The organism is Chryseobacterium sp. GW821-FHT04C04, from assembly GCF_059420365.1.
Window position 1 is genome coordinate 543,634 of record NZ_JBWKTO010000002.1, and the last position, 13,495, is coordinate 557,128.

General features: G+C 36.5%; 10 protein-coding genes. 6 read left to right on the plus strand and 4 right to left on the minus strand.

Annotation, left to right across the window (positions count from 1 at the left end; genetic code table 11):
* Positions 1 to 2 precede the first annotated feature (2 nt).
* Positions 3 to 1,034 carry a patatin-like phospholipase family protein gene (locus AC07UM_RS08540; protein WP_494682068.1) on the plus strand — a complete coding sequence of 344 codons (1,032 nt, stop codon included), beginning with the start codon at positions 3 to 5 and terminating at the stop codon, positions 1,032 to 1,034.
* Between the two features lie 98 nt (positions 1,035 to 1,132).
* On the opposite strand, the gene AC07UM_RS08545 is transcribed toward AC07UM_RS08540, so the two are convergent.
* Positions 1,133 to 2,758: a right-handed parallel beta-helix repeat-containing protein gene (locus AC07UM_RS08545; protein ID WP_494682069.1), complete on the minus strand. Its 1,626-nt coding sequence runs from the start codon at positions 2,756 to 2,758 to the stop codon at positions 1,133 to 1,135.
* Positions 2,759 to 3,031: 273 nt separating this feature from the next.
* Between AC07UM_RS08545 and AC07UM_RS08550 the strand changes: the two genes are divergently transcribed.
* The 3 genes from AC07UM_RS08550 to AC07UM_RS08560 are packed head-to-tail and all read left to right on the plus strand — an operon-like array spanning position 3,032 to position 6,768.
* Positions 3,032 to 3,787: an SDR family NAD(P)-dependent oxidoreductase gene (locus tag AC07UM_RS08550; protein WP_494682070.1), complete on the plus strand. Its 756-nt coding sequence runs from the start codon at positions 3,032 to 3,034 to the stop codon at positions 3,785 to 3,787.
* Positions 3,700 to 5,070, plus strand: a complete 1,371-nt coding sequence (locus tag AC07UM_RS08555) for a phosphatase PAP2 family protein (RefSeq protein ID WP_494682071.1) — start codon at positions 3,700 to 3,702, stop codon at positions 5,068 to 5,070. The genes AC07UM_RS08550 and AC07UM_RS08555 overlap by 88 nt, the downstream gene beginning before the upstream one ends.
* A gap of 3 nt (positions 5,071 to 5,073) precedes the next feature.
* The gene (locus AC07UM_RS08560; RefSeq protein ID WP_494682072.1) at positions 5,074 to 6,768 is read left to right on the plus strand and encodes a bifunctional alpha/beta hydrolase/class I SAM-dependent methyltransferase; all 1,695 of its coding nucleotides are present in this window, start codon (positions 5,074 to 5,076) and stop codon (positions 6,766 to 6,768) included.
* A gap of 99 nt (positions 6,769 to 6,867) precedes the next feature.
* Here the strand turns inward: AC07UM_RS08560 and AC07UM_RS08565 are convergent, their stop codons facing one another.
* Positions 6,868 to 7,437 (minus strand): YceI family protein, encoded by a 570-nt coding sequence (locus tag AC07UM_RS08565; RefSeq protein ID WP_494682073.1) that lies wholly within the window; start codon positions 7,435 to 7,437, stop codon positions 6,868 to 6,870.
* A gap of 137 nt (positions 7,438 to 7,574) precedes the next feature.
* Here AC07UM_RS08565 and radA point away from each other — a divergent pair, with 137 nt between their 5' ends.
* A complete protein-coding gene (radA, locus tag AC07UM_RS08570) occupies positions 7,575 to 8,924 on the plus strand; it encodes a DNA repair protein RadA (protein WP_124534937.1) in 1,350 nt (449 codons plus the stop codon).
* Between the two features lie 142 nt (positions 8,925 to 9,066).
* Entirely contained in the window at positions 9,067 to 9,660 is a 594-nt protein-coding gene (locus tag AC07UM_RS08575; protein WP_494682074.1) for an acyl carrier protein phosphodiesterase, read from the plus strand.
* Between the two features lie 5 nt (positions 9,661 to 9,665).
* Here the strand turns inward: AC07UM_RS08575 and AC07UM_RS08580 are convergent, their stop codons facing one another.
* Together AC07UM_RS08580 and AC07UM_RS08585 are read right to left on the minus strand one after the other, a co-directional pair.
* Complete coding sequence (locus AC07UM_RS08580; protein WP_494682075.1) at positions 9,666 to 10,181, minus strand: DUF6702 family protein; 516 nt, start codon at positions 10,179 to 10,181, stop codon at positions 9,666 to 9,668.
* An 82-nt stretch (positions 10,182 to 10,263) separates the two neighbouring features.
* Positions 10,264 to 13,479 (minus strand): S8/S53 family peptidase, encoded by a 3,216-nt coding sequence (locus tag AC07UM_RS08585; protein WP_494682076.1) that lies wholly within the window; start codon positions 13,477 to 13,479, stop codon positions 10,264 to 10,266.
* Positions 13,480 to 13,495 lie beyond the last annotated feature (16 nt).

The window sequence follows — 13,495 nt, forward strand, 5'->3', positions numbered from 1 at the left end:
CAATGGGTGAAAAATTTAAAAGAGCAGTTATCTTTTCAGGAGGCGGAACAAGATTGATGATTTATCTTGGGATCTTTGCAGCTCTGGAAGAACTGGATCTCAAACCGGATGTCCTTATTGCTTCCTGTGGAGGTTCATTTGCCGCAACCGTTATCAATGCTTTTCCTGATCATCTGTCCCGTAGAGAATATCTGAAGTCGGAGGAATATTTTAAATTTGTGTCCGGCACGATATTAACAAAGCAAAAGAAGCTTTCAAGAATAGGACTTTTCTCATTGAAAAAGCTATTTGACAAAAGAAATGCACCTTTTATTGAAGATATTTTCAACCGTTATCTTGTTGATCTGCCCCAGGATTTGTCTGATTGTTTTCCAACCCTAAAAAACGTAACATTTTCAAAAGAAATCCCGACCCTAATGATTGGTTCAGAACTTCTTTTTACTCCAAAAGAGTGTGGAAAGAAAAGAAATGAAAGAAAATTATATCAAAAAGTAATTTTCACTGATCCTGAAACGGCAAAGAGAATTCATCCTGAACAGATTATCAGCAATTCTGAAAGTTTTAAAAATAGTGCTATTGAAGAATCGCTCAAAGTCATCACCAATTTTTCCTTACTTGAAAGCACCCGGGCTTCTGTTTCTGATATGTTTTATGTAGAACCGGCATTTTTTCATGGAAAACATTTTGCCGGCGGCGCCATAGACCTTGTTCCTGCTGAACTGGCTCAACATCTGGCTCAGGAAATCATCACCGAAAAAAAGCAATCTTACAATCCGGTGGAGGAAGCACTCGTTCGTTCTGTTTTTGGTTTTAGCGGAAATAAAAGACTTGCTGAAACAGAAAAACTTTTATCTGATTTTCAGATTGATACCACCAACATCAAACAGGAACTGAAAGGACATTATCTAAAAAAAGGAATCAACTGGAAAAAGTTTGAGATTGGTTTTTCATTCCCAAAAAGTTATCAACAATTTGTGAAAGATATGGAAATACAGTGGCAGTATGGGTTTAATCAGACAATGAAAAACTTGTAAAATCAATTATATTACCCAGCTTAATGATAATAACTCTTACTTCTCAATTGCAATAAAGAGTGCCTCAATTTTGAAACACTCTTTTATTTAGTACAACTTTATTGAAATTCCCCTCCAGGAGAGTTTTGTATATTTTTATAATTATTTCTCAAAATCCTAAGCTTTTTAGTATTGTCAATAAATCTGTAGTCGGTGTATCGGGGATTTAATACTATGTTATTTTCAATTTCATGGGTAGACTGACCAGCTCCTCCTTCCGAAAAGATTCCCCAAGTCATATCATTATTTGCTCTTATTTTGTTATGTTTTATAGAAATTTCAAAATTCTGAGTTTCTACCAATTTTATCCCTGATATCCTATCCTCGTTACTTATATTTTTAGTTCCAGGACTTTCAAGAATGTTAAAACAGACATTTAAAAGATTGTTATTTGATTCTATGAGTATCCCATTTTCTTTCGTCATCTTAATAATATTGTGGGAAACATCCGTTTCTTTTGCATAAGCAATATAAATACCTGCATATTCTATATTATTTATCATATTGTTAGAAATGACACCTCCTTCAATATGTCTGACATTAATTCCATGCTGTCCCGCATTTCTCACTATATTTCCAGTAACTACTACATTTTTTGCAACAAGTAAAAAAGGGGCTGTAGAATTAGTATTATTGATCGTAATACCATCTCCTGCCGCAGGAATATACCCCGGTATAACCGTATCTTCATCTATTATAGTACCTGTATTTTCTACGATATTATTCGAGATAACAATATTATGACAGGTATAATGAGGATACTTTTTCTGATCATAATTTTGCAATTTTATCCCTATACCTCTTGTATTTCTCACTCTGTTTCCCAGTACGGTAAGATTTGAAATACCTGCGTCCAAATACATTCCATGTTCCAGAATTGTATTATTAATATCATTGTCTGAAATTGTTACAAATTCAGAGTTTTCTGCAATAAGAATACCTTGCGATGAATTTTGGAAATAGTTTTGAAAAATGACAATGTTTTTTCCTCCTACAGCAATTCCTGCATTATCTTTTTTTCCAGGAGCTATTTTTGCCCAATCTTCAGTAAAACAATTTTCCACCCTATTAAATTTAAATCCAAAATGATCAACGTCTCTCAATCCTGCTACCGCAGCAAAGGTAAAATCTGTAAACACATTCTTTTCGATTACAAGTTTTTTAGCTCCATAACAAAAAATTCCAACTGATCTGGAATTGGATGCTTTTTCATAATCATAGTCAGTCCCCAAACCTTGCAAACTAAAACCTATTACTGACACATTCACTTTCCCCTCACAATTAAAGATCTCCGTATCTGTTTTTGTCTGTTTTATTGTGGATTGATTTGACAATATCTTTTGGTTACTCTGAAGGTAGAGTACTCCAGAAATATCAATGGAAACATTATCAAAAAAAGTATTATATCCTAGTTTTAATATTGTATTAATACGTTCTGTTGCCAACTGTGTAGAAATACCTTCAATCCCCCACCACGCAACATTAACATAACCCGTCCATTGTCTTTTATAAAAATCGTTCCCTTTTTTTCTATAGATCGCACCATCCCCATTACCACTAGCCGGTAGTCCCACAGTAGTTTTTGTATATATTACAGTTTCATAAGTATAACTATCTATCAATTGTACCTTATCATCATTTGGATAAACGCTACCCTGAGCGAAAAAATCTTCTGTGTAAATCATAATTATTTTGTTTAAAGGTTAATTTAAAAAGTGATTCCTAAAAGAATCTGAAACAAAAATACAGGGACCTCACGCCAAAACTTGACGTATTTTTTTATTGTATAAAATATTCATTTTCCCTTTGAATTTACACTTCAGCATATGCTCCCCTGTATTAAAAATTTTATATTATGTTGTAAATATTCTTTTTAAGACTGCAATAAATAGGTTTGGTAATCCTGTTCTCACTTTTAAAATCTATTTTTACATAAAATTGAAAACCACCAAACACTCATGAACGTTTTTATCGCAGGCGGAACTTCAGGAATTGGCTATGCTCTGGCCAGGCATTATCTTTCCAAAGGATATTGTATAGGAGTCTGTGGAAGAGATCTGACCAAAATCCCGGAAAACCATCATAAAAACTTAAAAGCTTTCCAGGCAGATGTCTGTGATATGAATGCTCTGTTATTCACATTGCAGTCTTTTCTTGTGGATAAAAACGGGCTTGATATTTTCATCAATTGTGCAGGAAGCTACGCAGAAGATGTTGCAGGAAGAATTTCATACGAAGAAGCAGAGGAAATGCTCCAAACGAATATTCTGGGAACGGTCAACTGTTTCGAAGTTGCAAGAAAAATAATGAGAAACCAGAAAAAAGGAAGTATTGCTGTGATTGCTTCCGTTTCAGGGATATTAGAGTATGAAAACTCTAGTCTTTATACAAAGACAAAGCGATCTGTAATCCAGATTGCCGATGCGTATCACCGTGCCTTGAAGCCTTTTGGAATTTCCGTTACAACGATTGCCCCCGGATATATAGATACTGAAAAATTAAGACAGCTTAATCAGGATGATTTAAGCAAAAAACCATTCCTTACAGATGTGGAAACTGCGGCATCTATGATTTCTGAAGCTATTCAAAAACAGGAAAAACTTATTATTTTCCCTTCAAAAATGAAGTGGATGATGAAATCTTTATCTCTACTTCCTTCTTCATTATTAAATATCATCATGTTCAGAAAAGCCAGATGGATGAAAAACGACTGACAGTACAACAGAAAGTATACGCCCTGACTTTGTGTGCCATTGTATTCATGATGGTGTACAATTTTGCAGCATGGTATCTTTCAACATTAACTGAAATTCCGTCTTTTGTTTTTGGATTTGAAAAATATATCCCGTTCATGCCATGGAGTATTATTCCTTATATGACGAGCGGCATCTTTTTCTGTGTGGTATTTTTCTGTTGTCAGAATAAAGAACAGCTCAAAGTTTTAACAAAAAGGATGCTCTTTGTTACCATTGTTGCAGGAATTTGTTTCTTATTTTTTCCACTAAAGTTTTCTCTGCCCAAACCTGAAGTCAGCAGTTCTTTTCTTGGATATTCTTTTCAGTTTTTAAAAGTATTTGACTCTCCTTTTAACCAGGCTCCTTCATTACATATTGCCTATGCCTTCATTTTCTGGTCTGTTTTCAGGAATTTTAAAAAAGGAAGGACATTATTAATGCTTTGGCTTATTTTGCTGGGAATTTCTACCTTGACAACTTATCAACATCATTTGATTGATATTATTACCGGAAGTATTCTTGCCAACCTTAGTTTTATCCTCTTTCCTTATAGAAAAAATGATTTTCTGTACAGAAATTTTCATGTAGCCAATAGGTATTTTTTATCAGCATGGATCTTCATTTTACTGGCACTTTGGACAGATAAATTCGTTGGACATACAGGATTGGTTTTACTGTGGCTGGCTCTCATGAATATGCTGATCGGATATCAGTATCAGAAAAACAACATCTTCTTTTTAAAAAATAAAACCGGAGATATTCCGTGGGTAAAAAAGATTTTCTATTTCCCTTATTTACTGACATACCGGATATTTTGGAAGTTTTTCCGGAAAAACAGAATTCCTGCTGAAACTCTTCCTAATTTGTACATTTCATCAAGACCCGGCAATGAAGCTGTCAAAAATTTTGAACTTACCCCAACTACATTTGTATATGATGTATCGGCAGAAATAGAAGAACTTCCTGTCATAAAAAATACAGCCAACTATCATTCCGTTCCTTTTTTGGATATTGGAACATTTGATATTCATGAGACTCAAAAACTGGTTGCAAAAATCACGGAAAATTACAAACAACTTCCTCCTGATGGGAAAATCTTAATCCACTGCACCATGGGATTCACCAGAAGTTCGGTGATCGGAATTTTAGTAATCAAAAATACTTTATCTTTACCTCTAGCAGAAGCAATAACCATAATGAAAACCCACAATAAGCATGCTGTGATTCATACTTATCTGAAGGATTTTCTCAAAAAATTTTAATCTATGAACAGCGGACATTTTAAGAGTTTTGACAACAGTGAAATTTTTTATCGTGAGTGGAATTACCAGCCTCATCAGAAAAGTATCATCATTATCCATCGTGGGCATGAGCATTCTGAAAGGCTGAATGATATTGCACAATCTCCTCAGTTTTCAAAATACAACATCTTCGCATTCGATCTGCGCGGGCACGGTTATACGAAAACCCAGACCTCATCTGTTTTTATGGACTATGTAAGAGATCTTGATGCATTTTCTAAGTTTATTTGCTCACAATACAATGTGAAAATCTCAGACATTTTCGTTGTTGCCAACAGTATTGGTGGAGTCGTTGCCTCTGCATGGGCCCATGACTTTGCTCCATCTATAGCTGGAATGGCACTTTTGGCTCCTGCTTTTAGAATCAACCTCATCGTTCCACTGGCTAATGAAATGATTACTTTAGGAACAAAACTCAAGAAAGGTCTGATTATTAAAAGCTATGTGAAATCCAAAATGCTGACTCATGATCCTGAACAGCAAAAAGCATATGACACCGATCCTCTTATCTCAAGATCGATAGATGCAGAACTTCTCATTGATCTTGCAAAAGCCGGAAAACGTCTCGTGGAAGATGCCGAAGCTATAGATACTCCAACTTTAATTCTGGCCGCTGAAAAAGATCATGTGGTTTTCAATAAAGATCAGAAAATATTCCATGAAAAACTGGATACGGATTTGAAATACTATGAAGTTCTTCCAGATTTTTTCCACGGAATTTTATTCGATACCGGAAAGGAAAAAGTATATGATAAAATTGTGGGTTTTGCTGAAAAATGCTTCAACAGAAATGTAAAACAAGCTTCTCTTTCTCCTGATCCTTTTTCTGTAAAAGAGTATAAAGATCTGCAAAATAATGTCGGCAATACCCTGAATTTTAAAATGCAGAAATTGTCTTTAGGAAAGATCGGAAAAATAAGCAATGGAATGGCCATCGGCTTGAAATATGGGTTTGATTCCGGAGCTTCATTGGATTATGTTTACCAGAATCAGCCGAAAGGGAAGTTCGGTTTTGGAAAAATGATGGATAAAAATTACCTTAATGCTATCGGTTGGAAGGGAATCCGCATCAGAAAACAGCATTTGCTTCAGCTGTTAGAACAAAATATACACACTCTGCAGCAGCAGGGAAGACCGATTAAAATACTGGATATTGCAGGAGGAACCGGAAATTATTTGTTTGACATCAAAGAAAAATATCCGGATGCAGAAATCGTTATCAATGAATTTGTCACATCCAATATTGAAATTGGGAAAAAAGTTATCCAAGAGAAGAATTATCAGAAAATCCATTTTACCAATTTTGACTGCTTTGATCCACAGACCTATCAAAAACTGAATTTCGAACCTAATATCACCATTGTATCCGGAATCCTTGAGCTTTTTGGGGATAACGAAATGGCCAGTAAAGCGATTCAGGGAGTGAATTCTATTTCGGAAAAGAATGCTTATATCGTTTATACAGGACAGCCATGGCATCCACAATTGAAAATGATCGCCTATGTTCTGAACAATCATCAGAAAAAGGATTGGATTATGAGAAGGCGTTCACAGAAAGAACTGGACAGAGTTATGGCTTTTAATTCCGTTCAGAAGGAAAATATGCTGATCGATGATTTTGGAATCTTTACTGTTTCTTCGGGAAAAGTGAATGTTTAGAGTAACAGTAAATCTGAGATTTTTTTAATCAACTTTTATAAATAAAAAAAGGTTTTCCATTTGATTGGAAAACCTTTTTTGTATGTTATATTTTAAATATTACTGCTTCACCAGTTCAAAATAAGCCGTTACTTCAACATCTTTCGCAATACCTGCTCCGGACGGATCATATTTGATTCCATAATCCAGGCGGTTCACTGTAAATTTTGTCTGAATCCCCATTATTTCTTTTCCATCTTTATTTTTTGTAACTCCTCCAAATGTCACAGGAACACTGATTTCTTTTTCTACCCCTCTCATCGTCAGTTTTCCTTTCAGGATATAGTTATTGTTTTTATCTTTTGTGATGGAAGAGCTTTTAAATTCAATCGCAGGAAATTTGGCAGCATCGAAAAATTCTTCACTTACAAGATGTCTGTCTCTCATATCCACTCCGGTATTTATGGTACGAACACTTACAGCAAAGCTTATATCTGCATTATCAAGATTAGCACCGCTATTGACCACTCTTCCGTCAAATTTATCGAACCTCCCCTGTACAAAACTAATTCCCATATGCTTAATATTAAAGTTGATGGAAGAATGCATGGTGTCTGCTTCCCATGTACCTTGTGCAAATGCAACAATACTTAAAAGCACAAATACGAAAGATAAAAATACTTTTTTCATTGTAATTATATTTTACATTACTATTTTAATTGAATGAAGCTAAGATATGAAAGATATTTCTACCATAGAGGGATTAGTTTTTAATATTAAATCCATTTAGATTCTGTAGAAAAAATGCTTTTTTATAACTTCGCAGTATGGCAAAACTGAAAACAGCATATTTCTGTCAAAACTGCGGAACCCAATATCCTCAGTGGCTGGGACAATGCAAAAGCTGCGGAGAATGGAATACTTTAGTAGAGGAAGTGGTTGAAAAAACGTCTCATAAAACTCCTCCTTTCTCAAAAACCAAGCAACATGTTATCAATATTGTTGAAGTGGAAACCAGCGAAGAACCGAGAATAAAAACTCCTTCTGAAGAACTGAACCGTGTCTTGGGAGGTGGGATTGTTTTAGGCTCTGTCACGCTGATTGGTGGTGAGCCCGGAATCGGAAAATCTACCCTCCTGCTTCAGCTTGCCTTGAAAATGAAGAAAAAAGTCTTCTATGTTTCAGGGGAAGAAAGTGCTTCTCAGATCAAAATGAGAGCAGACAGGCTTACCGATATTCAAAATCCGAACTGCTTTCTTTACACGGAAACGTCATTGGAAAAAATCCTTCATGAGGCTAAGAAACTGGAACCGGATTTCATGATTATCGATTCTATTCAGACCCTCCAGTCTCAGCTGATAGAAAGCTCTCCGGGAACGGTTTCCCAGATCAGAGAGTGTTCCAATGAGATCATCAAATATGCTAAAGAAAACAATACTCCGGTATTCCTCGTAGGACACATCACCAAAGATGGCCAGATTGCCGGACCAAAGGTGCTGGAACATATGGTAGATGTAGTTCTGAACTTCGACGGAGACAGAAATCACCTTTTCAGATTGTTAAGAGCCAATAAAAACCGTTTTGGATCGACTTCCGAAATTGGAATTTACGAGATGGTCTCACAAGGACTAAAGGAGATTAAAAATCCTTCTGAAATTCTGATCACCAAAAAATTTGAGGAACTGTCTGGAAATTCAGTGGCTGTAACGCTGGAGGGAAACCGTCCTATGCTTCTTGAAATTCAGGCATTGGTGAGTACAGCAGTGTATGGTACTCCTCAGAGAAGCTGCACAGGTTTTGATTCTAAAAGACTGAATATGCTTTTGGCTGTTCTGGAAAAAAGAGCAGGTTTCCAACTTGGAGCGAAAGACGTTTTCCTGAATATTACGGGAGGGATAAAAACAGACGACCCCGCACTGGATCTGGCTGTTATTGCTTCTGTTCTTTCATCTAATGAAGATATTGCGATCTCAGAACACTACTGCTTCGCAGGAGAAATCGGATTAAGTGGAGAAATACGTCCTATAGCACAGGTAGAACAAAGAATTACCGAGGCTGAAAAACTGGGGTATGAAAAGATATTCGTTTCCAATCTTAATAAAATTCCGAAAAGAAAATTTGGAATTAAGATCGAAGAAGTGAGTAAGATTGAAGATTTTCATGAGAGACTTTTCTAATTGTGAATAGTCAATTTTGCTTCGCAAGTCAAAGGTCAATTCTAATGTGGATAAAAAATTTACCAGCGAAGCGGATTCACTTTTTACTTTTCACCATTCATTATTGTATCTGCGATCCACATTTAATTCATACCTTTAAGTTATGAATTACCTGGCTCATTCTTTTCTATCTTTTACCGACGGACAGATCGTGGGGCAATTTCTAGAAGATTTTATCCGCAACAGAGATCGTTTTTCTTTCCCGAAAGATATTCAGGACGGGATTACCCTTCACAGGGCTATTGATACATTTACAGACTCCCACCCTGCCATTCATGAAGCTAAAAAGGTTTTTGCGCCTTTGGTAAGATTGTATGCAGGTGCCTTTGTAGATGTTTCCATGGATCACTTTGTAGCCAGAGATCTTTCACTCAATTCTCTGGCAGAGTGGAAAGCCCATTCTCTTAGGGTTTACAAAGCTTTGAATACCAATGAGCAGTGGCTGCCTGAAAATTTCAAAAAAATGCTTGTCAAAATGGAGCATGACGACTGGCTTTATAATTACCGTGAAGATTGGGGAATTAAATTCAGTATTCAGAATGTGCTGAATAAAGCAAAATATCTGGATAAAAACATTCCTGTTTTTGAAGCTTTTTTAAAGAATAAAGATCATCTTCAGCAATGTTATGATGATTTTTTTCCTGATCTGCTCGCCCATGCAAAAGGGATCAATACGCTGCTTCAGCTGGAGAACTAATATTCTTAAAATTGTTTATAAAGATAACGGTTGGGATAGGTGAGTTTTTCACTGCTTCTTTGTCCGTTCACAATGATATGAACGATATTGATCTGATCATCAAAAAGGTTATAGAGAAAGCTTACTGCTGTTTCTACTTTTTTAGGGCTGCTGATTACTTCAGATTCAAGGAAGACATTCACCGATTCCTGGTCTTCTTCATATCCGATATAATTTACTTTCAGGAACTTGCTATCAGCCTTTAATTTGAAATATTCTGCGCAATATTTCTGTAAGGCTTCATTCAATTTTGCCTTGTATTTTTCATCGTTAAAATGAAAAGCTCCTCCATATTTTTTTCCTAACCCATTTTCCATATCATCGAGGAAAAATCTTCCTGTCACTTCAAATGTTCTGGATTTTGCATTATAATTAATTTCCACAGAGCCTACATGATAAGGATGCACAGCATCATCACTCACAAAACTCTGAAATACGATTGTTAATAATAAAAGAAAACTCCAAAAAAATTTACCCGACATGAATTTTATTTTACAGCAAATATAAAAAAAGCAACAGTTATAGAAACTGTTGCTTTTATATTATCATTTGACTGATAAGGATCTATTGTTTAATTACTTTTTTGGTAATTTTTGTATTATCATCCAGTGCAATCGTAAACAGGTATGTTCCTCTTACCAGTTCAGAAATATCAATTTTCCCTGAATTTGTGTTCACATGTACAGTTTTAATCAATTTTCCTGAAACATCATAAATGGTAACTGCTGCTTTAGAATGTCTTCCTAATACTACATTGACAAAATCTTTCGCCGGATTCGGAGTGATATTCACTTCTGAATTGATCTTAACATCTGCCGTACCCAACGTTGTCCCTGTTTTAACAAAATATCCGCCAAAACCTGTTGTCTGGAAGCTTACTTCCCAATATTGATAGGTATCATTCCAGATAATATCAGCAATATCAGGAGTAATAATGGCTGCTGTTCCTCCAAAAGAAGCGGTAGTACCTGTAGTACTTGTTCCTGTATATTTTTCAATAAGAAGATTGGCTTTATTGGCAACATCAGTAGGTGAAGTAGGTAATTTCACTCCACTTGTAAGATTATAAGCATCAAAATCAGCCTGTTTGAAGTATAAAGTCACTTTTCCGGTTGCCGTGGTAGTGTTTGCATCTGAATTAATTTCATATCTTCTTGCTACATAGTTGGGCTGTGCATTGTCCACCCATACTTTTGAAGTTACATTTCCGGTTACTGTACTCGCCGTTTCTTTTTCAACTCTTGAGATCAGCTGGCAGTTATTGGTAAAGTAGTTATATCCATTGGCTGCTGCGCTTGTTTTAGTTTGATTGGAATTGGCTAAGTTTTTCACTTCAGCAACATTTTCATAGACAATGGCTCTCATTTTAAGATCAAAAGTTCTTGAAGTCCATGAAGTACCATCTGTGGAAGTTTTGGATCTGTTGTTCACCACTGCATTTTCAGCTTTCATAGCAATCCTTCCTCCTAAGCCATTTACCACGATATAAAATTCTTTTCCGGTTACCATTTGTACGTTCAGATCGGAAAGATTCACATAGTTCCACGTAAATTTCTGAGTGTTATTAAGCCATGAAGTAATAGTTTTAGTGGCAATAATATCTCCAGGATTCCCGTTTGCATTCACTTTTCTGATTTGAATATCTACCGGAATATCTGAAGGGATTGAAGATCCTGTCAAAAATGAGAAACCTCCCAATTTCCCTGTCAATGTTGGTGTATATCTTACCGCAAGGGCTATATTATCAAAGTAGTAATTAGCTTCCGTACTGGCAACAATGTAAGGTTCATCATAACCAACTGTCTCAAAATTGGATTTTACACATCCTAACTCATCGGTAACTGCTTTATAAATATCTAATTTACCATATCCCCATCTCATATTCGGAACAGTACCGGTTGCACCGTCCATTCTTGCATTAGCGGTAAGACGTGCTTTCACCTGTGCTGCCGTTAATGCCGGATTTGCCTGAAGCAATAATCCTACTGCTCCCGCTACTCCCGGTGATGACATACTTGTCCCCTGGTTTTTCACATAATATGTAGTTCCTCCAATAATATCTGTTGCCGCCGGAGCAGAGTTACTAGACCTTGATGAAATCACATTTTGACCCGAACCTGCAATTTCAGGTTTTTGAATTCCATCTACTCTTGGTCCCTGTGAACTGAATGAAGAGATAGACTCCTGCGGAGTTGTGGTAGAATAAGCACCCGTACTATACCAGCTTGGTCTTCCCATGTAAGAAGCTACTGTAATAGCATTGGAGGCGTTCCCCGGAGACCCTACAATATACTCATTATCGCCATTTTGTAAAGTGGTTGCCACTCCCTGGCTATACAGCCAGCCATGGGTTGTGATCTGCTGTGCTCCGTTGTTGGTAATTTCTAATGTATAATTTCCCTGAACATTCGTAGTTCCTGAAGTTCTGGTTACTATCAGCTGAATATATCGTTTGTTGTTATCATTCCCCCAATAGTTATACATCGTCGCTGTAAGACCCCCTCCCAGTATACTGTGGGCAGTAGTCGTACTTATATTTTGGGTATACACCTGCCCATCAGGAGTAGTTAGCTTTGCTGTAACAGGAGTATTGTCATTGGCATACATAATGAATGAAAATACCGATGCCACGGAAGTATTACTTGCTACTGTAAAATTATAAGTCTGAGAGGCATTAGCTTCGATATCAACTTTTCTGTGAAGATTGGCTCCATAATCATTACCTGCAGAAATAACGACTACTCTTCCTGCTCCTGAAGTGGTAAAATTGTTAACAGCCACTTCATGGCTTGAAGTTCCGTCATGGGCAGTTCCCTGTCCGCCAATACTCATATTGACAACGATAGGTTTATTGAGAGCCGTCGCTACATTTTTGAAATATGTTAAAGCATTAATGGTATTGGTTGTAGGAAAAGATCCGTTACCTCCTTTTACAAAAACAATATCTGCATCAGATGAGAATCCTTTATGTCTTTTATCCGTAAAAGCAGCTCCGTTTCCAGCAGCCGTACCCGAAACGTGAGTTCCATGTCCGTTGGTATCATTTTCACGAACGAAATTTGTTGGCGTTCCGTCCAGTTCATCTTCAATCTGTGCTCTTGTATATTCTACACCTGTTGCAAACCCTACTGGAGCGACTTCTCCCGCTTGTGCAGTTAATGTCTGATCCCAGATGGATACAATTCTACTTTTGGTCTGGTCATCAGCTTTTCTGAAGTCCGGATGTTTCCAGTCTATTCCGCTGTCATAAATTCCCACCAAAATACCGGTACCATTATAAGCTGTATTATTAAAAACTCCATCCTGTAAAAGACTTGCTCCGGACTGAGCTCTGCTCGTATCGTTATGAAGTTCATCAAATGCAGGCCCCATTACAGAGGTTACATAGGGAAGTTTCGTCAGTCTTTCAAGGTCTTCAATAGAAGCTAAAGCTGTAGAAAAAGTAGGTAACTGGCTTTGAACAAGAAATCCATCAGCTTTCAGTTTTTCGGGTTCTTTCGTATAAATAATACATGAATACATCGTTTGTGCCCCCTTAGAAGTCACCACCAAATGCTGATCAAGTTTCATATCAGGGCGTTCCAGTTCTTTTACAGATCTTCCATTGGCGATACTCTCTTTATTTTTCAATAAAATATCAAACCGGGAATCCAATTTCTGTACCTGCCCATAAAAAGCATAGGAATATAATCCCAAAAAGGCTGCTGTAGCATTTCGTAGAAGCTTCGCTCCTCCATGTGAAATGTGTACTTTTGTAAAAAATAATTTTTTAATATCCATTTTCATTTTTTTATCA